We start from the raw sequence: 20,357 nt of genomic DNA, 5'->3' as shown, positions 1-20,357 counted from the left end.
TAACGCGATCTGTCTTGGGCTTAGTCATGTCGTATCCTTGCGGCTATTGAGGCACCTGGCAAGGGATACGTTTTTCAGGGGCAAGGTCAGTCATAGTTTATTCCGCTACTTCGAGAGTCAAGGCAGTGCTGCGGTTTAGCGCTTTTACTTCGAGTTCAGCAGTGATCAGGCCGTCGACCTTGGTATCGCCCTCGCGATTTAGTTTAAGTTGATACAAGTATCCGATGTCTTGTTGGTCGGGTTTAATAAGGCTATCGGGGTACCATATCTGCAGCTCTAGGTATGTGGCTTCTGCCTCAAGAGGAATCCAGGTTTCCCATATCAAGTCTTCACTTTCATGGGGCATAAGCGGAAATGTGAAATCCTCGTGAGCATTGCGGGCCGCTTTGTTGCCAAGTGTTCCAAACTGGCCAGCCTGCCTGAACTGCCCTCGGTTTAGAAATGACTCATTTATCGGAGAGTCTATTTTTTCCACGGGAAGTACTCCCCATGGGCGCTTGCTGCTGATGATATTGAAATGTACGGATTGCGCGCGTACCGCGCTCGGAAAAAGAAGCTGCACGCCAGCACCGTCTTGCACTGCTGTGCTGTAATAATCCCCTTTACCAAGATAACGACTCTCAAGACGTGTGGTGATTTTTACATGAACTTGAGGGCTTAATTGTATTGTAAGAAGGTCAAGCTTTTCTGCGTGCTGGCCTCCTGCGTCTGTTGAGTACCGGTACTCAATTGATCTGGACCAGCAACATCTTCGCAGCCACCAACCTACACTGTCCTGCTTAAAGTAATTCAGAGCCGTCGTCGCGAATAGGTACACGGTACCTATGAGCAGTAAAGTTATACTAAACCATGGGCTCATCGCGACGGCAGTAAGGGGTGTGGTGGGGAAGATTCCTGCAATAAGTTGAATGGCACTGCCTGCTCCCATCATGAGCACTGACGCAAATTTTAGCTGCATCGCTATGATCTCTTCGGAAGTATTGACTCGGCTGAGATCATCCTGAATATCCAATACTTCCAGAACAGCCGCCGCTACCCCAAACGCCCCCATCGCCACCATCGAAACCCTGAACCCACGTATGGCATCACCCCATACGAGATTTCCCTTCGCCCTCCAATAACCCGCAGAGCGATCCAGAATCCCCACATTCTTGCCATCGATCAGCACCGGCGTCGCATCCCTGATAACCGCCCACGGCGCTTCAACAAATACCGCCATCAACAAGTTAAAGCTATATCCCAATCCATACGTCACCTTGCCAAGGTCCTTCGCACTGAAGTCTCCATCCCGAGTAAGGTCGCGATAAGTGAAGGCGGTGTTGATGAAGTTGAGCATGATCACGCCCCAGGTGATCGAGCCGGCAATGCCTCCCAGTCCATCGAGCCAGCGCCTGGCGCTGGTCAGCCACTCTTTGGTGATGGCTTTGCCGGACTGGAAGTGCAGGCGAATCTCGTCCTGCAACTGCCTGGCGTATTGGTTGTTCTGAAAGTCGAGCAGGGCCGGCATGCTCAGTTCGTGCAGGCGAAGTTTTTCCTCGAGCGCGCGCAGGTGGCTGGCGATGCTTTTGCGGGGGTTGTAAGCGGTTGGGTAGAGCCAGCTGCGACGGGTGTCGCTGATCTGTTTGTTGAGCACCTGCCACTCACTAATCCAGGTTTTCAGCTTCGCGAGCATGTTGTGATCGATCGCGATACGCGCCTTAGAATCGAGCAAAATCTGGCCAATCAACAGCGTGCGAATCAGTGCAACGATGTTCTGCTGCTTGCCCACCGCCATGCGGCTGTCGNCATCCACGGCTTGTCGGCAAAGCCCTGGTGATTGAGCGTGCCGTTGAGTTCGCCGATGCGGGTGGCCAGGTTGGTGATGTCGCCGAGGCCGTTCAGCAGCGCGTTGGCCTCCTGGTGCAGCGCGTGTTTGAGCGCCGGTGAGAAGCCGTAGCGCAACGTGCCAAACAGGCTGCTGTCGTTGGCTTCCTGCTCGGCAAGCCAGGCGCTGGCGGCGTTGTCCTGAGCGTAGATGATCTGCAGATTGAGCATGACCGTTTGCAGATAAAGTAGGCTTTCAGGGTGAGAGGTGTCGACAAACAGCTTGAGCGGTTCCGTACCCAGATGGGTCGACCATTGCCGAAAGTCGCTTTGCGTGTCTCGCACCTGTTGCAGCAGTGTGTCACCGGTTGGCAGGTGCTGCTGAAGGTACGCACGCGCACCACTCAGATCGACCTCGCGCCGCCATTTGTGGCGATCTTTCCAGGCTTGCAGGGCCTGGTCGGAGGGCGCGCTGCCGTATCGCATTTCAATCGATTTGCGCATGTCCAGGCTCTTGAACATGTCCGGCATCAGCAGAAAATCGCCGGGAACGTTACTGCTGCTGATCTGCGCTTCCTCAAGGATGCACTGCTCGAAGTAAGCTTCGAGCTCGCCCAGATACTGGTGAGTGAGCGCGGAATTGCCGCGCACCGATGCCGGCAGTTTCTCCGGGTCACTTTCAGCGCCACATAGCGTGGTGACGGTCTGGGCAATCTGGATCTTGTGTTCGTGCCCGGCTTGCCAGTTGCGGTAAGCGGCCTGATCGGCGGCCAGTTGCATGCCCAGATCGTTGAAAATGGCCAGCGGATCATCAAGGGCGATGAGCAGGGAACTGTCCTGATCTTCAACGCTGCCCTGCCAGAAAACGTCGGCGCCGATTGGTGAAAACAGCGGCTGGGTTTCTTCGCTGGAGGCCTTGGATGTAGGAATCGCCGAGTCTGCAAAGCGGTCATCATCGACCACATACTCGTTGTCGATGTCCGCCACCGCTTCGGCGATACAGTTCAACGGCAAGGTATCCGGCTCGGCCATGGTTATGCAGTAGCGTTTCAGATCCAGCGCTTTCATCCATGAATCGCGGCTTGCCGGGTTCGAACGCAGGTGTTCGCAGATTCGCCAGGACCACTGCTGCGCTGAAAAGGCGATGCGCAGCAGGTTGTTTCGCGGATAGAGCAGAAAAGGCTTGGCATCGCTGCCGCCACTGCGCTGGTCACTGCCAAGCTGCGCATCGGTCCAGACAATACGGCTCAGGTTGCCTGTGGCGGCTGACACCGCGTACTCATGCAACGTCTCGGCTGTTTCGTCGTAGACATACACATAACCGTCATACAGCTGGCGAAGGGTATAGCTGCGTGTTTTCAGTTTCGGCATAACCGCCCAGCGGCTGCCCTCGAGTAGCGGTTTCAGCTTCTCGGGCGCGGTATCGTAGCGGGAGCGGTCCAGCGCGTAGCGCACTGGCACGATGGCAACGTCAGGGCCGCGGAAAGGGCACAGGCTGGTGGCCGTGGCGGGTGTCTTGGCGAACGTTGCAGCACGTCGTTGAGTATGGGTGCCGGATTTGTCGGTCATGCATGGAATCTCTGCGCAGAAACGGGCGATATCGCCCGCTGTATACAGAGGTGCATTCCAAGATATGTGCCGACTGTCTATTTATCGATATAAAACAAAGAGATAGAGATTTAAAGCAAAGATATCGAGCAAAAAAAGCATGAAATAGTGCGCAAACATCTGCGCACATGCGCTGACTCGTTAATGTGTGCCGCATCGCTTTGAATATAGGGCTTTGCTGGTTAAGCCCCGGCCATCGGATGCGCAAAAATTTGCGCATCTATGTTTTGCATGCAGCCTTTAGCCGACTAAGTGTCGTGCCTGTCGACCCCACTCACACCCTGTATCCATTCCCCCCTCACCCCCACCCCGCAAATAAAGCACGATACCCGCCCATCGCTCATATCAAGGAATGATCCATGTCGCTGGCTATCGTCCATAGTCGTGCCCAGGTCGGGGTGGAAGCCCCGGCGGTTACTGTTGAAGCGCATCTGGCCAACGGCCTGCCGGCCCTGACGCTGGTGGGGTTGCCGGAGGGGGCGGTCAAGGAGAGCAAGGACCGGGTGCGCAGTGCCATTCTCAATTCAGGGCTGGATTTTCCGGCGCGGCGCATCACACTCAACCTTGCGCCGGCTGATTTGCCCAAGGATGGCGGGCGGTTCGATCTGGCGATTGCGCTGGGGTTGCTGGCCGCCAGCGGGCAGGTGCCGTTGGTTGCGTTGCAGGATGTTGAGTGCCTGGGCGAGTTGGCGTTGTCGGGGGCGATTCGGCCGATTCAGGGTGTGCTGCCTGCTGCGCTGGCGGCACGTGCGGCGGAGCGGACGCTGATCATTCCGGCGGTAAACGCCGAGGAAGCCTGCCTGGCGTCGGGGCTGCGGGTGATTGCGGTGAGTCACTTGCTGGAGCTGGTCGCGCATTTCAACGGGCGCACGGTGATTGCGCCGTATCAATCCAGTGGTCTGTTGCATCAGCCCAAGCCGTATCCGGACCTTAGCGAAGTGCAGGGCCAGACCGCCGCGAAGCGTGCCTTGGTGATTGCCGCTGCGGGGGCGCATAACCTGCTGTTCAGCGGGCCGCCCGGCACCGGCAAGACGCTGCTCGCCAGTCGCCTGCCGGGTTTGTTGCCGCCGCTGGACGAGCATGAAGCGCTGGAGGTGGCGGCGATTCAGTCGGTCGCCAGCCAGGTGCCGCTGACCAGTTGGCCGCAGCGGCCGTTTCGGCAGCCTCATCATTCGGCGTCCGGGTCGGCGTTGGTAGGCGGTGGCAGTCGTCCGCAACCTGGCGAGATCACGTTGGCGCATCACGGCGTTCTGTTCCTGGATGAGTTGCCGGAGTTCGATCGCCGTGTGCTGGAGGTTTTGCGTGAGCCGCTGGAGTCCGGGCATATCGTGATTTCCCGGGCGCGGGATCGCGTGCGCTTTCCGGCGCGGTTCCAGTTGGTGGCGGCGATGAACCCGTGTCCCTGTGGCTATCTTGGCGAGCCGACCGGGCGCTGCCGTTGTTCCACCGAGCAGGTGCAGCGCTATCGCAACAAGTTGTCCGGCCCGCTGCTGGACCGGATCGACCTGCACCTGACCGTCGCCCGCGAAGCCACCGCCCTCAACCCTGACCCGACCACCAGTGAAAACACTGCCAGTGCCGCAGCCGTGGTCGCTGAGGCGAGAGACCGTCAGCAACGTCGTCAGGGCTGTGCCAATGCGTTTCTCGATCTGCCGGGGCTGCGCGAGTATTGCGCGCTGTCCAGTGTCGATGAAAGCTGGCTGGAGACGGCGTGCGAGCGTCTGACCCTGTCGTTACGGTCGGCGCATCGGTTGCTGAAGGTGGCGCGAACCCTGGCGGATCTGGAGCAGGTGGACGCGATCAACCGCAGCCATCTGGCCGAGGCCTTGCAGTATCGGCCTTCAACCAATTGATGGCCGCAAACGCAAAAACTCGCCGTCAACGATCAAGTCGACGGCGAGCCTTGGGTCAGCCAAAGAAGCTTACATGCTGCTATAGAACGGGAAGATGCCCATCAGCAGTGCGGCAACCAGGATGCACATGCACACCAGAATCGCCCATTTCAGGGTGAAGCGCTGGTGGTCACCGAACTCGATACCGGCCAGTGCCACCAGCAGGTAGGTCGAAGGCACCAACGGGCTGAGCAGGTGGACCGGCTGACCGACGATCGACGCACGGGCCATTTCCACCGGGCTGATGCCGTAGTGGGCAGCTGCTTCGGACAGCACTGGCAGTACGCCGTAGTAGAACGCATCGTTGGACATGAAGAAGGTGAACGGCATGCTCACCAGCGCGGTGATCACCGCGAGGTACGGGCCCAGCGCGTCAGGGATCACGGCCAGCAGGCTTTTCGACATCGCGTCGACCATGCCGGTGCCGGACAGGATGCCGGTGAAGATGCCCGCAGCGAAGATCAGGCCGACCACCGCCAGCACGCTACCGGCGTGGGCCGATACGCGGTCCTTCTGGTCCTGCAGGTTCGGGTAGTTGATGATCATCGCGATACTGAACGCGATCATGAACAGGACCGGCAGGGGCAGCAGGCCCATGATCAGGGCGACCATCAGGGTCAGGGTCAGGGCAGCGTTGAACCAGATCAGCTTTGGACGGCGCGCATCAGGGAATTGCGAGACGCTGATTTCGCTGTGGTCGACTTCATCGCCCTGCAGGTGCAGTTCACCCAGTCGGGCACGTTCGCGCTTGCCGTAGAAATAGGCAATCGCCAGGATCGCGATCACACCTGCCAGCATGGCCGGGATCATCGGCACGAAGATATCGGAGGCGTCGACATGCAGGGCACTGGCCGCACGAGCGGTCGGGCCGCCCCAGGGCGTCATGTTCATCACGCCGCCGGCCAGAATGATCAGGCCGGCCATGATGCGCGGGCTCATGCCGATGCGGCTGTACAGCGGCAGCATGGCGGCAACGCAGATCATGTAGGTGGTCGCGCCGTCACCGTCGAGGGACACCACCAGCGCCAGTACGGCGGTGCCGACCGAAATGCGCATCGGGTCGCCCTTGACCATTTTCAGGATCTTGCGCACGGCCGGGTCGAACAGGCCGGAGTCGATCATCAGCGCAAAGTACAGAATGGCGAACATCAGCATCACGCCGGTCGGCGCCAGCTTGGTGATACCTGCCAGCATCATCGGGCCGATCTGCGACGCGAAGCCACCGAACAGGGCGAAGATGATCGGAACCAGAATCAGGGCGATCAGCGCAGTCAGGCGCTTGCTCATGATCAGGTACATGAACGCAATAACCATGGCAAAGCCAAGGAAAGTCAGCATGGGAATACTCCAGACGTAATACGGCTACAGAACGTGAAATGAACGAGTCAGCTCAGCAGATCGGTACGTGGAGTGGGGGCGCAAGGAGAGTGTGGAACGAGAAGTCAGGAAGCATCGGAATCACCATTATTGTTGTTAATTGGGCCTGAAACACCTCGGAATCCGTTCCTGGCTAACCGGTCTTTTTGCCGGAAGTGGGCTGATGCTAATTGGCCAAGCTTTCACCGAGCTTTCATTCGGCAGTTGCGGGAATTTTATTGTCACAGGGTTTATGGGCATGAACAGGAGAGGCACGGATGAGCGAGATACACTCGGGAGGCTGCCATTGCGGCGGGCTGCGTTAGCAATCGGCTTCCCTGGCTGCGCCTGGATGAGCACCTGCCGGGGGTTGAAGGCGAGCCTTTCTGAGGTTCGAGGGGAGAGTGCCAAGGCCGGAGCCTTCGGCACTATTCGTGTGTTACATCCGCAGGTTACTTGCTGAACTGCGACGCCAGTTCGCGCAGCAGCACTTCGGCCTCGAGCACTTTTTTCACCGATTCGTTGGCTTTGTCGCGCGTCAGGCCCAGGCGTTCGAACAATTCGTCCGGGATATCCTGTTCGGGGCCGGAGCCGATACCGTTGGCACGCAGCAGGCGCACCGCCAGATAGACCAGGTTGGCATAGACGTGATGCTCACCCTTGTAGTGCGGGTCGTGCTGGAAACGCAATGCGATGGCGAGCTCATCCGGCATGTCCCAATAGCGCATCAGCCACGCACCGATCTGCTCGCGGCTGATACCCAGCAGATGCTGCTCGATAAAGCTGTGGTGCAAATGCGGGTTCACTTCCAGTTGGCGGCAAATCAGGGTGAAGTGCGGTGGAAACACGTGCGCCAGCAGCAGGTAACCGAAGTTGTGCAGCAAACCGGCGAGATAGCTCAGGCCACCCTCCGGCCGGCTGGCGCGCGGAATGGCACGGGTCAGGCCTTCGATGACAGCAGCGGTGTAGATGGACTGTTGCCAGTACGGCGTGGTCTGCTGTGGCTGATCCTTGGGCAGGCTCAGGGTTTTGCCCAGTGCGAGCCCCAGTGCCAGATTGATCACCAGATCGAAGCCCAGTACACGGACGATTGCGTCTTCGACCGAACGAATCTTGCCGGTCGACGCGTAATACGGCGAAGCGGCCCAGCTGACGACCTGAGCAGCCAGTGCGGGATCGGTTTCGACGACGCCGGTGATGTCATCGATGGTTGCATCGGGGTCGACACGCAGTTTGATGATTTTCTGCGCAGTGCCAGCCAGCGGCGGAATCTCCAGAGTCGCTTCCAGACGCTGCTGGATGCGGCGCGCCGTGAAGGCATGCATGGCCTGAGTGATTTCTGCAGGATCGTCGTCAGGACGATCGAGGTTCGGCCGGATCGCCGCCACAGACTGACCAAAGTGCGCGGCGCTGGCCTTGCTCAGCATGCCCTTGAAGTCCTCGCTGCTGATTTCCAGCAGAACACCAGGCTCGCCCGAACCTACCAGCAGTGTTGGCTCCTGAAGCAGGCGCTCGTCGTAAAGGCAGGGTGAGCTGGTCAGCGCCGGGAGACCTGGCAGTACGCGCAGGTTGTGCTTGGTCAGCATGCGCGCCAGCCGCTCGTGCGGCACGGCGGTCAGTTGGCGACCGGTCAGCTCGGTAATGCGGGAGAGGTCGAGCAACTGGCTTTGCGGAAACAGGATAAGCAACGCACCGACAGCATCCTCGACCAGCACGGCCTGCACCTTGCGCGCTGGAGGAAGGTTCTTTTCGTCCACGACTTCGTTGTAGCTGATAGCCAACTTTTCAAGCAACTGCCGGATTACCAACGGCGCATGGTGCGGATCATTGACGTGGGCGACTTCTGTCATGAGCTATGTCCAAATTCCTACATTTTCTGAAGTATAACCACGTTATTCGATTTGGGTCGCACGCGGTTTGCAAAGCATAGTCTGCATCACACCTGGCCATACTGCTGGCCATGACGCAGCCACCTGTCGAGCAGTGGGCTGACGTGTTGCGGCCAGCGCTCCAACAGGGCCTGAGCCGCGTCGCGTACGGCCGGTAGCAGGTCTGCGTCGCGCATCAGGTCGGCGACCTTGAATTGCAGAAGGCCCGTTTGTCGGGTGCCGAGCATTTCGCCGGGGCCACGCAGTTCAAGGTCTTTTTCGGCGATGACGAAACCATCGTTGGTTTCGCGCATGATGCCCAGGCGCTGCCGTCCGATCTGTGAAAGCGGCGGATGGTAGAGCAGCACACAATGACTCACCGCGCTGCCGCGCCCGACGCGGCCGCGCAACTGGTGCAATTGCGCCAGGCCGAGGCGCTCGGGGTTCTCGATGATCATCAGGCTGGAGTTCGGCACGTCGACACCGACTTCGATGACCGTCGTTGCCACCAGCAATTGCAGCGCACCTTGCTTGAACTCGGCCATGATCGCGGCCTTTTCTGCAGGCTTCATGCGCCCGTGAATCAGCCCGACGCGCACGTCACCCAACGCGCTGCTCAACTCTTCGTAGGTGGTTTCAGCGGCCTTGCAGGTCAGCTCTTCGGATTCTTCGATCAGCGTGCACACCCAGTAGGCCTGGCGCCCTTCTGCGCAGGCGGCGCGCACCCGCTCCACGACTTCCAGGCGGCGACTGTCGGCAACCAGCACGGTATTGACTGGCGTCCGCCCCGGCGGCAGTTCGTCGAGGATCGAAGTGTCCAGGTCGGCGTAGGCACTCATGGCCAGCGTGCGCGGGATCGGTGTGGCGGTCATGATCAACTGATGCGGGCACATCAGACCGCCAACGCCCTTTTTGCGCAGCGCCAGGCGTTGCTGAACGCCGAACCGGTGCTGCTCGTCGATGATCACCAGTGCCAGGTTCTTGAACTGCACTTCGTCCTGAAACAGCGCATGGGTGCCGACCACCATGGGTGTGCCGCCGGCGATCTGCTCCAGAGACGCGACGCGCGCCTTGCCTTTGAGCTTGCCCGCCAGCCACGCCACACCCACGCCCAGGGGCTCAAGCCAGCGCTGGAAGTTGATGTAGTGCTGCTCGGCGAGAATCTCGGTGGGCGCCATCAGCGCCACTTGATAACCCGCTTCCAGTGCCTGCAATGCAGCCAGCGCAGCAACCACGGTCTTGCCCGACCCTACGTCGCCCTGAATCAGCCGCAGCATCGGCTCAGGCTGACTCAGGTCATAGGCGACTTCCTTGCCGACACGCTGCTGCGCGCCGGTGGGGGCAAAGCCGAGGTTGGCGAGAAACTGTTTCGGCAGTTTTTTCGCAACGGGCAATGCCGGTGCGCGCTGTGACCGCAGGCTTTCACGCAGGCGTTGCTGGGAAAGCTGGTGAGTCAGCAGTTCTTCGAAAGCCAGTCGGTGCTGCGCCCAATGATGCCCGAGGGCCAGCTCCTCCACGTCGGCATCGGCCGGCGGGTGATGCAGGTAACGGATCGCATCATCCAGCGGGGCCAGCTGATAATCGCGGGCCAGCTCTTCAGGCAGCCAGTCCGGCAGACTTTTGGGGCCGAGCATCGCCAGGCTTTGCTGGCACAGCTGGCGCAGACGCTGTTGGGTCAGGCCTTCGGTCGTCGGGTAGATCGGCGTGAGGGTCTGTTCGACGGGCGCGGGCTCATCACCGGTAATCGCCCGATATTCCGGGTGATAGATCTCCAGTCCGGAAGCACCCGGGCGCGCTTCGCCGAAGCAACGCAGGTGCGTGCCACGCTTCATGCTTTCTTTCTGGGCGTTGCTGAAATGGTAGAAGCGCAGGCTGACGACCCCGGTGCCGTCGCCCAGCCGCACCAGCAGGCTGCGACGCTTGCCCATCACCACATCGGCACCGCTGACCACGCCTTCGATAACGGCATCCTGACCGGGACGCAGCGCACCGATCGGTACGATGCGCGTGCGGTCCTGATAACGCAGCGGCAGATGGAACAACACGTCCTGCAGGGTTTCCAGGCCGACCTTGGCCAGCTTTTCTGCCATCGCTTCGCCGACACCCTTGAGCGCCGTGACCGAGACCCTGGAAAGCTCGCTCATTTCTGTTCTGCCTAGCTAGCGACTGTTTTCGGACGTGCCACCGAGCACAGACGTGCAGAGTCAGCGAGGATTTCGATGGCTTTGGGTCTCGGGAAGCTTGCACGCCAGGCGATGGCGACCGTGCGGAAAGGCACGGGCGGCGTCAGCGGGCGGACTTCGATCACGCCGGGTGCGTAATGGTGGCTGTCGACTGCCGACAGCGGCAGGATCGAAATGCCCAGCCCGGAGGCGACCATGTGCCGAATGGTTTCCAGCGAGCTGGATTCTACCGTCGTGTGCTTGGCACCTTCGTTGCCTTTGCCCAGCGTCGGGCAGGCTTCCAGGACCTGATCACGGAAGCAGTGACCTTCGCCCAGCAATAACAGGCTCTTGTCGTTGAGCGCCGAGGCATCGATGGTCTCTTTCTGAGTCCAGGGATGGTCGGCCGGCATCAGCACAGAGAACGGTTCGTCGTAAAGCGGCAGGGTCAGCACGTCGGCTTCGTTGAACGGCAAGGCAATGATGACGGCATCCAGCTCACCGTTACGCAGCTTGTCGCGCAGCACATGCGTGAAGTTTTCTTCGATGTACAACGGCATCTGCGGGGCGACCCGGTGCAGTTGTGGGATCAGGTGAGGAAACAGGTAAGGACCAACGGTGTAGATCGCGCCGACTTTCAGCGGGGCGGTCAGCTGGTTCTTGCCGGCCTGGGCCAGCTCGCGAATACCCTGGGCCTGCTCCAGCACTTTCTGCGCCTGCGCCACGATGCCTTCACCGACCGGTGTCAGGCGCACAGCACTTTTGCTGCGCTCGAAAATGAGCACACCGAGTTCGTCTTCGAGTTTTTTGACACCCACCGACAGCGTTGGCTGGCTGACATGGCAGCGTTCCGCTGCATGGCCAAAGTGCTGCTCCTGGGCGAGCGTAACGATGTAGCGCAATTCTGTAAGAGTCATAACGTGCGTCCATGAAGTTGCGACCCCAGCATAGCGGGTGCGATCGATAGACGCACGTTATCAGAAGTACTTATGGGTAACAAAAGTACAATTCAGCGTTTATCCAGCGAATAAACGAACGGTGCGAGGATTTCAATGGTGCCGTTGTTGAGGATTTCCTTCGGCGGCTTGGGCAACGGTTGAGCGCGACGGATCATTTCCATGGTCGCTCGATCCAGCGCCGGGCTGCCTGAACTGTTGGCAATCGAGTAGGAAAGCACGTTGCCGTCAGCGTCCACCACGAAGCGCAAGCGAGCAACACCTTGCATGCCACGACGGCGTGCATCCTCAGGGTACTTCTTGTACTTGCTCAGATGACCGAGCAAATCGCCCTGCCAATTCGGCAATGCGTTGCTGGGTGGCGAAGGTGCAGGAGCAGGCTTGGGAGCCACCGGCTTTGCCGGTTGCGCCGTGGTCGGCGGTGTATCGACCGGCTTCTCGTCGGCAGGCTTTTCCTTGGGCGGCTCAGGCTTCTTCTGCGGCTTTGGCGGCTGCGGTTTGGGCTTGGGCTTCTCGACCTTCTTGGGCACGACGATTTCCGGCTTCGGCGCCTGCACGACTTCCGGCACCGGTGTCGGCTCCTCCGGGGCTGGCGGCGGGGGCGGCTGAACGACCTTGGGCGGTGGCGGCGGAGCGGGTTCGGGCACTGGCGCAAGTTCGACCATCATGGCGGCCGGTGGCAATTCGACAGGCTGAGGGGCAGGCCAGCGAACGGCAACAATGATTGCGATGGCGTGCACGGCCAGCACCAACAACAGACTACCGCTATAGCGCGTCAGTTTTTGGCGCGTACTGATCATTTCTTACCAGCCGTCTCAAGACCTACCAGACCGACCTTCAGGTAACCCGCACCCCGAAGCGTGTTCATGACTTCCATCAGATCACCGTAATCCACGCCCTTGTCGGCCTGGAAGAAGATCGTGGTGTCTTTCTTGCCCTTGGTGCGGGCGTCCAGCACCTGACCGATCTGCTCGCGAGCAACCTTCTCCTCGCCCAGGTACAGGCTCTTGTCGGTTTTCACGCTGAGAAAGATCGGCTTCTCGGGTCTGGGCTGCGGTGTGGCGGTGGACGCTGGCAGGTCGACCTTGATGTCCACGGTCGCCAGCGGTGCAGCCACCATGAAGATGATCAGCAGCACCAGCATGACGTCGATGAACGGCGTCACGTTGATTTCATGGTTCTCGGCGAGATCGTCGCCGCCTTCGTTAAGATGCAGGCCCACGTTTTAGCCCACCTTGACCATTTGCGGTTGTTGTTGATTGCGCTCGGACGGCTCTGGCAGATGATCCAGATCGCGGCTGACCAGCAGCAGGACGTGTGCCGAGGCATCGGAGACCTGAGCCTTGTAACCGGCGATGGAGCGGGCGAAGACGTTGTAGATCACTACCGCAGGGATCGCCGCGACCAGGCCCAGCGCGGTGGCCAAAAGGGCTTCGGCGATGCCGGGTGCGACTACGGCGAGGTTGGTGGTCTGGGTCTTGGCGATGCCGATGAAGCTGTTCATGATGCCCCAGACCGTACCGAACAGACCCACGAATGGCGCGGTCGAACCGATGGTCGCCAGCACGCCGGTGCCCATGCTCATGTTGCGGCCACAGGCGGCGACCAGACGCTCGAGACGGAAGCTGACACGCTCCTTGATCCCTTCGCGCTCGCGGCTGTTGGCGGACAGGCGCATCTCTTCGAGGGCGTCATGCACCAGCAGGTGGGCGAGGGTGCCTTCCGTGCTGGCGGTGGCGCTCGCTTCAGTCAGGGAGCGGGCTTTTTTCAGATTGACGATTTCGCCGCGCAACCGGCGCTTGGCACCCAGCAGCTCGAAACCCTTGGAGATCCAGATGGTCCACGTAATGATCGAGGCGATGGCCAGACCGATCATCACCGCTTTGACCACGACGTCGGCATTCTGATACATGCCCCACGGCGACAGGTCATGCGCCATGCCCAGGCTGTTGTCTTCGGTGGCGGGCTCCATGGCCTGCACCGGGGCTGCTGCGTCAGGTGCGGCAGGTGCCGTTGCCGCAGCTGATGCAGGTGCTGTGGAAGTCGCAGGGGCAGCGGTCGGAGCCGATTGGTCCGCGAGCGCCATGGGGACGAACATCAGGCTCAAGACAAGGGCTGCGATACTGCGCCATGCACGAGGCAGGCGAGGCATCTGGGTAGGCGAAGCGATTGATTGAATGCGTTTCATGCTGGCCGGACCTGAGAGGAAAAAAGGGGATGGTTCCAGTGCGTCGCTCGGTGCTGTCGACGCTTACGCGGAACGAATGGGCCGCCATTATTGCAAATCGTTCTTGTTAACAAAAGTAATACAGTATCTTTTTTACATATTCGGCCGAATGCTTGCCTGTCGATGAGCGTTTTTAACGATACTGACACCGCCTTTTCTGGAGATACCGAATGACTGCTCCTTCGCTTCTGATCGCCGGCTGTGGCGACATTGGTTCGCGACTCGCTACTCGCCTGCTGCCTCACGGCTGGACCGTGCATGGGCTGCGGCGCACTGTTTCCGAGCTTCCTGCCGGTGTTCACGGTGTGGCGGGCGATCTGTTCGAGACGCAAAAACCTGCCCAATGGCCTGCTGCAGCATTGGATTACGTGGTGTATTGCGCGACCCCCTCACAACGTGACGAAGCGGGTTACCGGATGGCTTACGTCGAGGGCCTGCGTAATGTGTTGAGCTGGCTCGAGCAGACCGGGCAGCGGCCAAAGCGCTTGATCTTCGTTTCAAGCAGCGGTGTTTACGGTCAGCAGAATGGGGAATGGGTGGATGAAACCTCCGCCACCGAGCCCGGCAACTACACCGGCACGGTGATGCTGGAGGCCGAACAGGTCGCGCTGAACAGCGGGCTGCCGGCCACGGCGGTGAGACTGACCGGTATTTACGGCCCGGGCCGCAGTGACCTGTCGAACCGCGTCCGCCAAGGGCACAGCGTGAGGATCGATCCGCCGGTCTACGCCAATCGTATTCATGCCGACGATGCGGCCGGTCTGCTGGAGCACCTGCTGCTGGCGGATCAACGCGGCGTTGCGCTGGAGAGTTGCTACCTGGGCGTCGATGACGATCCGGCCGCGCTGGCCGATGTGGTGGCGTGGATCCGTGAGTATCTGGGAGTGACCGAATGGTCGGAGGAGGTCAGCGTGCAGCGCGTGGGCAGCAAGCGTTGCAGTAATGCCAGGGCGCGAGCATTGGGATGGGCGCCGATGTACCCGGACTTTAGGGCAGGTTATGCGGCTTTACTGGGCTAGAGCAGTGATTGATCAGGAGCGCCGTAAAGGGCGCTCCTGATGCCTGAATCGCTTACTGCTGTTCGAGCAACCAGCGACGTGGGCCGGGACGCAGCTCGGGCATCTGGTCCGCACCAGCATTGTTCACCGCCTGGAATATTTCCAGCTGCTTGCCTTTGCGGGCAAAAATCCACGGGTTGCCTTTCTCGGCTTTCTCCAGCCACATGCTGTCGTATTCGCCGCTCATGGCGGCACAATCGCCAGCCAGACACAGCGCGTAACGATCGTTTTCCGGAAGACCCTGCACACTGCCGTCAGGCATGAATTGCACGGTGCTGCCCTGACCATCACCCTCTACGACTGTCCACTTACCGCCCATGTAGGCGCCATACAGAGCTTTCTCGAAGCTGCTGCCTGGCTGAGCGCCGTCCGGGGCCGGATCTTCGGGTTTCTGGAAGTGCTGTTCAGGGCCTGACTCGCTGGCCGCCTGGACCAGTTCGTCACCCTTGACGCTCAGGTCTTCGAAGAAGTTGCCATAGAAATCGACATGCAGCTTGCCTTCGGCAGCGCTGACGATCTTGCCTTCGCCGAGCTCGAAGCCATTGGAGTAAATGGCCTGATTGGCCTTGGAGTTGATTTTCCACTCCAGATTGGGGCCATTGGCGAGCAGCGCCTGACGCAAGTTGCCTTGCTTGACGGCGGCGTCGATGGCGGTCTGGTTGATCCAGGTGCCGTCCGGATTGCGGTCGGCGTGGCTGGCGCAGCCGCCCAGAATGACGGCGAGCAGCGAGATGGCGAGCGCGGAGCGCATAACGGATTCCTTCCTTCAGGGAGAACGGAGCGCAAGGCACGCTCCGTCGGGGATTTATTCGATGACGAGAATCGCGTCCATTTCAACCTGGGCGCCACGCGGCAGGGCCGCAACGCCGATGGCTGCACGAGCCGGATAAGGCTGAGTGAAGTAGGTGCTCATCAGCTCGTTGACCTTGGCGAAGTGGCCCAGATCGGTCAGAAAGATGTTCAGTTTGACGATGTCCTTGAACGATCCGCCCGCTGCTTCGGCAACCGACTTGAGGTTTTCGAAGACCTGAGTGATCTGGGCTTCGATGCCCTCGACCAGTTCCATGGTGCTCGGGTCCAACGGGATCTGTCCGGACATGTAGACGGTATTGCCAGCTTTGATGGCCTGTGAGTAAGGGCCAATGGCCGCAGGGGCTTTATCGCTGGTGATGACAGTCTTGGTCATGAGAACTCCTGATAGTGGGATGGCCTACGCGCGCATCCGGGTGATGCGTGTGACACCGGTCAGGGCGCGCAGTTTCTTGATCACACGAGCCAGGTGCACGCGATCGTGCACGCTGACCACCAGTTGGACCACGCTGATGCGACCATCGCGTTCGTCCATGCTGATTTTTTCGATATTGCCGTCCGCCGCGTTGACGCTGCTGGCCAGCAGCGCGATCAGGCCGCGCTGATGCTCGAGTTCGACGCGCAGTTCGACGTTGAATTCGCCCGTCACGTCCTTGGCCCAGGACAGCTGGATGCATTTTTCCGGGTTGTGGCGGATTTCGCTGATGTTGCGGCAGTTGTCCAGGTGCACGACCATGCCCTTGCCTGCAGACAGGTGGCCGACAATCGGGTCGCCCGGGATTGGCGTGCAGCATTTCGCGTAGCTGAGCACCAGGCCTTCGGTGCCACGAATCGCCAGCGGGCCTTCAGGGCTTGGCAACTGATCGCCTTCGCCCAGCAGGCGGCGGGCAACGACATAAGCCATGCGATTACCCAGGCCGATGTCTTCGAGCAGGTCTTCCAGCACTTCGACCCGGTATTCGTTGAGCACCAGTTGAATGCGCTCCTGACCGATCTTGTCGAGGCTGCACTCAAACCCGTTGAGGACCTTGTTCAGCAGGCGCTCGCCCAGATTGATCGACTCGGAACGGCGTTGCAGCTTGAGTGCGTGACGAATGTGGGTACGCGCCTTGCCGGTGACGACAAAGTTCAGCCAGGCCGGGTTCGGGCGTGCGCCTGGAGCGCTGACGATCTCGACGGTCGAGCCACTTTGCAGCGGTTCGGAAAGCGGCGCCAGCCGGCGGTTGATCCGGCAGGCAATGCAGCTGTTGCCGACATCGGTGTGTACCGCGTAGGCGAAATCCACCGCTGTGGAGCCTTTGGGCAGCTCCATGATCCGGCCTTTGGGCGTGAAAACGTAGACCTCGTCCGGGAACAGGTCGATCTTGACGCTTTCGATGAATTCCAGCGAGTTGCCGGCGCGCTGCTGCATTTCCAGCACGCCCTTGACCCATTGTCGGGCCCGGGCGTGAGTGCCCTTGGGCTGCTCGTCGTCGCTGGATTTGTACAGCCAGTGTGCCGCGATGCCGTTGTTGGCCATTTCTTCCATTTCGCGGGTGCGAATCTGGATCTCGATCGGCACGCCATGCATACCGAACAAGGTGGTATGCAGGGACTGATAGCCGTTGGCCTTGGGGATCGCGATGTAATCCTTGAAGCGACCGGGCAGCGGCTTGTACAAATTATGTACAGCGCCGAGCACGCGATAGCAGGTGTCGACCTTGTCGACGATGATGCGGAACGCGTAGACATCCATGATCTCGTTGAAGGCGCGACGCTTGCCGCGCATCTTCTTGTAGATGCCATACAGATGTTTCTGCCGCCCACTGACGTCGCCTTCGATGCCATCGACGGCCAGGCAATGACTCAGGGACTCTTCGATCTTGTTGACCAGTTCCTTGCGATTGCCCCTGGCGCGCTTGACCGCCTGGTTGATTCGCGAGGAACGCATCGGGTACATCGCCTTGAAGCCCAGGTCCTCGAATTCGATGCGCACACTGTGCATGCCCAGCCGATTGGCGATGGGCGCATAGATTTCAAGGGTTTCCTTGGCGATGCGCCGACGCTTTTCGCCGGACAGGACTTCCAGCGTGCGCATGTTGTGCAGGCGATCAGCGAGCTTGACCAGGATGACGCGAATGTCGCGCGCCATGGCCATGGCCATTTTCTGGAAGTTTTCCGCCTGGGCTTCGGCCTTGGTCTCGAAATTCATCTGGGTCAGTTTGCTGACCCCGTCGACCAGTTCCGCGACGGTCTCGCCAAATTGGGCGCTGAGCGCTTCCTTGGCAATCCCGGTGTCCTCGATGACGTCATGCAGCATCGCAGCCATCAGGCTCTGATGGTCCATGTGCATATCGGCAAGAATGTTCGCCACCGCGAGAGGATGGGTGACGTAGGCTTCACCGCTGCGACGGCGTTGGCCATCGTGGGCTTGTTCGGCGTAGAAATACGCTCGGCGGACCAGATTGACCTGGTCCTTGCCGAGGTAGGCCGACAGTCTGTCGGCGAGGGCGTCTATGCTCGGCAAGGCGCTACCCCTTGCCAATGGCTTTTACCCTGCGCCGTACTACGTCGACCTGGCATAGGCTTAGACGGCCTCGTTGGACTCGTCCTCGAACGCTGCGAACAATGGCTCATCTTCAACGATTTCAGCTTCTGCGATTACAGAGTAATCCATTACGCCAGCCGCGATTTCACGCAGGGCCATAACGGTAGGCTTGTCGTTTTCCCAGGCCAGCTTTGGTTCTTTGCCGCCGGTTGCCAGTTGACGGGCACGCTTGGTAGAGAGCATGACCAGCTCAAAGCGGTTATCCACGTGTTCTAGGCAGTCTTCAACGGTTACGCGGGCCATGGGTATTCCTCGTAGCAAATGCGGATGCGCGATGCCCGGATGGGCGAGCGGACTCGGTAGTTTACAAGCGTACAGCACCAGTCATCAAGCGGCATGCCACCAACGGCATGCTTTTAACCTGTTGCCTGATGTCTGGAAACGGTTCGATCAGGCCAGCAACTCCTGAAAAAGTTCGCTGTATTGCTCTTGCTGATGCTGTTGAGTGAGGCGATTGGCGCGGAAAATCGCCTTGAGGTCTTCCAGCGCGCCGGCAAAGTCGTCATTGACCACGACGTACTCATACTCGCTGTAGTGGCTCATTTCGCTGACGGCTTCACGCATGCGGGCTTCGATGATCTCGTCACTGTCCTGGCCGCGATTGGTCAGGCGCTGGCGCAAGGCCTGCTGGGTCGGCGGCAAAATGAAGATGGAACGGGCCTGCGGCATCTGCGCACGAACCTGGCGCGCACCCTGCCAGTCGATTTCCAGAATCAGGTCGTGGCCTTCGTCCAGCGTCTGCTGCAAGTGGCTCTGCGACGTGCCATACAGGTTGCCGAAGACCTCGGCCTGCTCGAGAAAGTCGCCGTGCTCGATCATGCTCAGGAACGTGGCACGATCGACGAAGTTGTAGTTCACACCGTCCACTTCGCCGGGGCGCATGGCGCGCGTGGTGTGCGAGACAGAGACGCGAATCTTTGCCTGCGCGCCGTGCTGAGGCTCTTGCTGAGCGTCCATCAGCGCCTTGACCAGACTGGTCTTGCCCGCGCCGGACGGAGCGGAAATGATGTACAGGGTGCCAGTGATATGGGTCATGTCAGGTTTAGCCTTACTCAATATTCTGCACTTGCTCACGCATCTGCTCGATCAACACTTTGAGGTTGACGGCAGCCTGCGTGCTGCGTGGGTCAAAGGCCTTGGAGCCCAGTGTATTCGCTTCGCGGTTAAGCTCTTGCATCAGGAAATCAAGACGGCGTCCTGCCTGGCCGCCAGCCTTGAGTACGCGACGCACTTCGGTGACGTGGGTGCTGAGGCGGTCCAGTTCTTCGGCGACATCGCTTTTCTGTGCCAGCAGGACCATCTCCTGCTCCAGACGCTGAGGGTCGAGCTCGGCTTTCATGTCGGCAAAGCGATCCAGCACCTTCTGCCGCTGGGTTGCGAGCATCTGTGGCACCAGCGTGCGCAAGGTGGCGACTTCTTCGACGATGGAGGACAGACGCTCGTCGAGCAGCCGCGCCAGGTCTGCGCCTTCGCGCCCGCGCCCGCTTTTCAATTCGGTCAGCGCATCATTGAACAGTTTCAGGGCCTCGGTGTTCAACACCTGCGGATCGTTGGCATCGGCGACCAGCACGCCCGGCCAGGCTAGCACCTCGAGCGGGTTCAAGGCAGCAGGCTGTTTGATCAAGCCGGCAACCGACTCGGCTGCGGCGATCAATTGGCCTGCGCGTTCAAGATCCACCTGCAGCGGCTTGCCGGCGGTTTCCTCGACAAAGCGCAGTGTGCACTCGACCTTGCCGCGCGACAGGCCCTGACGCAGCGCTTCGCGAATCGCGCCTTCCAGATCGCGGAACGACTCCGGCAGGCGCAGGTGTGGCTCAAGATAGCGGTGGTTGACCGAGCGCAGTTCCCAGCTCAGTGTGCCCTGGGCACCGGCCCGCTCTACTCGGGCAAAGGCAGTCATGCTGTGCACCATGGGAAATACCTCTTGGTTCGCTTTCAAAGCGTGGTTCGGTTCATGAACGCGCAGAAATGGCGGTCATGGGCGTCGTGAAAGCCGGCTGGCTGTAGAGGCGCAGGATTGTAGCGCAGTG

Annotated in this window: 16 protein-coding genes and 1 pseudogene; 2 read left to right on the top strand and 15 right to left on the bottom strand. The window is 60.0% G+C overall.

Features of this window, described 5'->3' with window-relative positions:
• Window positions 1–97 precede the first annotated feature (97 nt).
• Window positions 98–1,784 (bottom strand): annotated as a pseudogene (locus tag KBY08_RS20385) (hypothetical protein); the annotation flags it as partial.
• Window position 1,785: 1 nt separating this feature from the next.
• Window positions 1,786–3,372: toxin VasX (locus tag KBY08_RS20380; RefSeq protein WP_318654643.1), on the bottom strand; the 1,587-nt coding region annotated here is incomplete at its 3' end.
• Between the two features lie 398 nt (window positions 3,373–3,770).
• Between KBY08_RS20380 and KBY08_RS20375 the strand changes: the two genes are divergently transcribed.
• A complete protein-coding gene (locus tag KBY08_RS20375; protein WP_225651251.1) occupies window positions 3,771–5,264 on the top strand; it encodes a YifB family Mg chelatase-like AAA ATPase in 1,494 nt (497 codons plus the stop codon).
• A 69-nt stretch (window positions 5,265–5,333) separates the two neighbouring features.
• On the opposite strand, the gene KBY08_RS20370 is transcribed toward KBY08_RS20375, so the two are convergent.
• The 7 genes from KBY08_RS20370 to exbB form a co-directional block, all read right to left on the bottom strand.
• A complete protein-coding gene (locus KBY08_RS20370; protein ID WP_003313973.1) occupies window positions 5,334–6,641 on the bottom strand; it encodes a CitMHS family transporter in 1,308 nt (435 codons plus the stop codon).
• Between the two features lie 470 nt (window positions 6,642–7,111).
• Window positions 7,112–8,509 carry an aminoacyl-tRNA deacylase and HDOD domain-containing protein gene (locus KBY08_RS20365; RefSeq protein WP_024642284.1) on the bottom strand — a complete coding sequence of 466 codons (1,398 nt, stop codon included), beginning with the start codon at window positions 8,507–8,509 and terminating at the stop codon, window positions 7,112–7,114.
• An 86-nt stretch (window positions 8,510–8,595) separates the two neighbouring features.
• Window positions 8,596–10,671, bottom strand: a complete 2,076-nt coding sequence (recG, locus tag KBY08_RS20360; protein WP_003425918.1) for an ATP-dependent DNA helicase RecG — start codon at window positions 10,669–10,671, stop codon at window positions 8,596–8,598.
• Window positions 10,672–10,682: 11 nt separating this feature from the next.
• Complete coding sequence (locus KBY08_RS20355) at window positions 10,683–11,606, bottom strand: hydrogen peroxide-inducible genes activator (protein ID WP_002551493.1); 924 nt, start codon at window positions 11,604–11,606, stop codon at window positions 10,683–10,685.
• Window positions 11,607–11,698: 92 nt separating this feature from the next.
• Complete coding sequence (locus KBY08_RS20350; RefSeq protein ID WP_003404009.1) at window positions 11,699–12,445, bottom strand: energy transducer TonB; 747 nt, start codon at window positions 12,443–12,445, stop codon at window positions 11,699–11,701.
• Window positions 12,442–12,867 carry a TonB system transport protein ExbD gene (gene exbD / locus KBY08_RS20345; protein ID WP_002551495.1) on the bottom strand — a complete coding sequence of 142 codons (426 nt, stop codon included), beginning with the start codon at window positions 12,865–12,867 and terminating at the stop codon, window positions 12,442–12,444. Before exbD ends, KBY08_RS20350 begins: the two co-directional genes overlap by 4 nt.
• Window positions 12,868–12,870: 3 nt before the next feature.
• Window positions 12,871–13,833 carry a tonB-system energizer ExbB gene (gene exbB / locus KBY08_RS20340; RefSeq protein ID WP_032656940.1) on the bottom strand — a complete coding sequence of 321 codons (963 nt, stop codon included), beginning with the start codon at window positions 13,831–13,833 and terminating at the stop codon, window positions 12,871–12,873.
• Window positions 13,834–14,042: 209 nt separating this feature from the next.
• Here exbB and KBY08_RS20335 point away from each other — a divergent pair, with 209 nt between their 5' ends.
• On the top strand, window positions 14,043–14,891 hold the full coding sequence (locus tag KBY08_RS20335; protein WP_011266255.1) for an SDR family oxidoreductase: 849 nt from the start codon (window positions 14,043–14,045) through the stop codon (window positions 14,889–14,891).
• 52 nt (window positions 14,892–14,943) lie between these two features.
• Here the strand turns inward: KBY08_RS20335 and KBY08_RS20330 are convergent, their stop codons facing one another.
• From KBY08_RS20330 to KBY08_RS20305, 6 genes are all read right to left on the bottom strand, one after another.
• Window positions 14,944–15,681, bottom strand: a complete 738-nt coding sequence (locus tag KBY08_RS20330) for a lipoprotein (protein ID WP_003313983.1) — start codon at window positions 15,679–15,681, stop codon at window positions 14,944–14,946.
• Between the two features lie 54 nt (window positions 15,682–15,735).
• The gene (locus tag KBY08_RS20325; RefSeq protein ID WP_003367486.1) at window positions 15,736–16,116 is read right to left on the bottom strand and encodes a RidA family protein; all 381 of its coding nucleotides are present in this window, start codon (window positions 16,114–16,116) and stop codon (window positions 15,736–15,738) included.
• Window positions 16,117–16,140: 24 nt separating this feature from the next.
• Window positions 16,141–18,246, bottom strand: coding sequence for a bifunctional GTP diphosphokinase/guanosine-3',5'-bis pyrophosphate 3'-pyrophosphohydrolase (gene spoT / locus KBY08_RS20320; RefSeq protein WP_003404001.1), 2,106 nt, complete (start codon window positions 18,244–18,246; stop codon window positions 16,141–16,143).
• A 60-nt stretch (window positions 18,247–18,306) separates the two neighbouring features.
• Window positions 18,307–18,570, bottom strand: coding sequence for a DNA-directed RNA polymerase subunit omega (gene rpoZ, locus KBY08_RS20315; protein WP_003320174.1), 264 nt, complete (start codon window positions 18,568–18,570; stop codon window positions 18,307–18,309).
• Window positions 18,571–18,717: 147 nt separating this feature from the next.
• Window positions 18,718–19,362, bottom strand: coding sequence for a guanylate kinase (gmk, locus tag KBY08_RS20310; RefSeq protein ID WP_003392601.1), 645 nt, complete (start codon window positions 19,360–19,362; stop codon window positions 18,718–18,720).
• A 13-nt stretch (window positions 19,363–19,375) separates the two neighbouring features.
• Window positions 19,376–20,239, bottom strand: coding sequence for a YicC/YloC family endoribonuclease (locus tag KBY08_RS20305; protein ID WP_003344441.1), 864 nt, complete (start codon window positions 20,237–20,239; stop codon window positions 19,376–19,378).
• Between the last annotated feature and the right edge of the window lie 118 nt (window positions 20,240–20,357).

The organism is Pseudomonas sp. P135 (genome assembly GCF_020312125.1).
GTDB lineage: Bacteria > Pseudomonadota > Gammaproteobacteria > Pseudomonadales > Pseudomonadaceae > Aquipseudomonas > Aquipseudomonas fragariae.
This window is presented reverse-complemented; position numbering and strand designations above follow the sequence as displayed.

Excerpts from the sequence above, each read along its gene's own strand:
- KBY08_RS20375 (WP_225651251.1), top strand. The coding sequence starts at position 3,771 with ATGTCGCTGGCTATCGTCCATAGTCGTGCCCAGGTCGGGGTGGAAGCC.
- KBY08_RS20370 (WP_003313973.1), bottom strand. The coding sequence starts at position 6,641 with ATGCTGACTTTCCTTGGCTTTGCCATGGTTATTGCGTTCATGTACCTG.
- KBY08_RS20365 (WP_024642284.1), bottom strand. The coding sequence starts at position 8,509 with ATGACAGAAGTCGCCCACGTCAATGATCCGCACCATGCGCCGTTGGTA.
- recG (WP_003425918.1), bottom strand. The coding sequence starts at position 10,671 with ATGAGCGAGCTTTCCAGGGTCTCGGTCACGGCGCTCAAGGGTGTCGGC.
- KBY08_RS20355 (WP_002551493.1), bottom strand. The coding sequence starts at position 11,606 with ATGACTCTTACAGAATTGCGCTACATCGTTACGCTCGCCCAGGAGCAG.
- KBY08_RS20350 (WP_003404009.1), bottom strand. The coding sequence starts at position 12,445 with ATGATCAGTACGCGCCAAAAACTGACGCGCTATAGCGGTAGTCTGTTG.
- exbB (WP_032656940.1), bottom strand. The coding sequence starts at position 13,833 with ATGAAACGCATTCAATCAATCGCTTCGCCTACCCAGATGCCTCGCCTG.
- KBY08_RS20335 (WP_011266255.1), top strand. The coding sequence starts at position 14,043 with ATGACTGCTCCTTCGCTTCTGATCGCCGGCTGTGGCGACATTGGTTCG.
- KBY08_RS20330 (WP_003313983.1), bottom strand. The coding sequence starts at position 15,681 with ATGCGCTCCGCGCTCGCCATCTCGCTGCTCGCCGTCATTCTGGGCGGC.
- KBY08_RS20325 (WP_003367486.1), bottom strand. The coding sequence starts at position 16,116 with ATGACCAAGACTGTCATCACCAGCGATAAAGCCCCTGCGGCCATTGGC.
- rpoZ (WP_003320174.1), bottom strand. The coding sequence starts at position 18,570 with ATGGCCCGCGTAACCGTTGAAGACTGCCTAGAACACGTGGATAACCGC.
- gmk (WP_003392601.1), bottom strand. The coding sequence starts at position 19,362 with ATGACCCATATCACTGGCACCCTGTACATCATTTCCGCTCCGTCCGGC.
- KBY08_RS20305 (WP_003344441.1), bottom strand. The coding sequence starts at position 20,239 with ATGGTGCACAGCATGACTGCCTTTGCCCGAGTAGAGCGGGCCGGTGCC.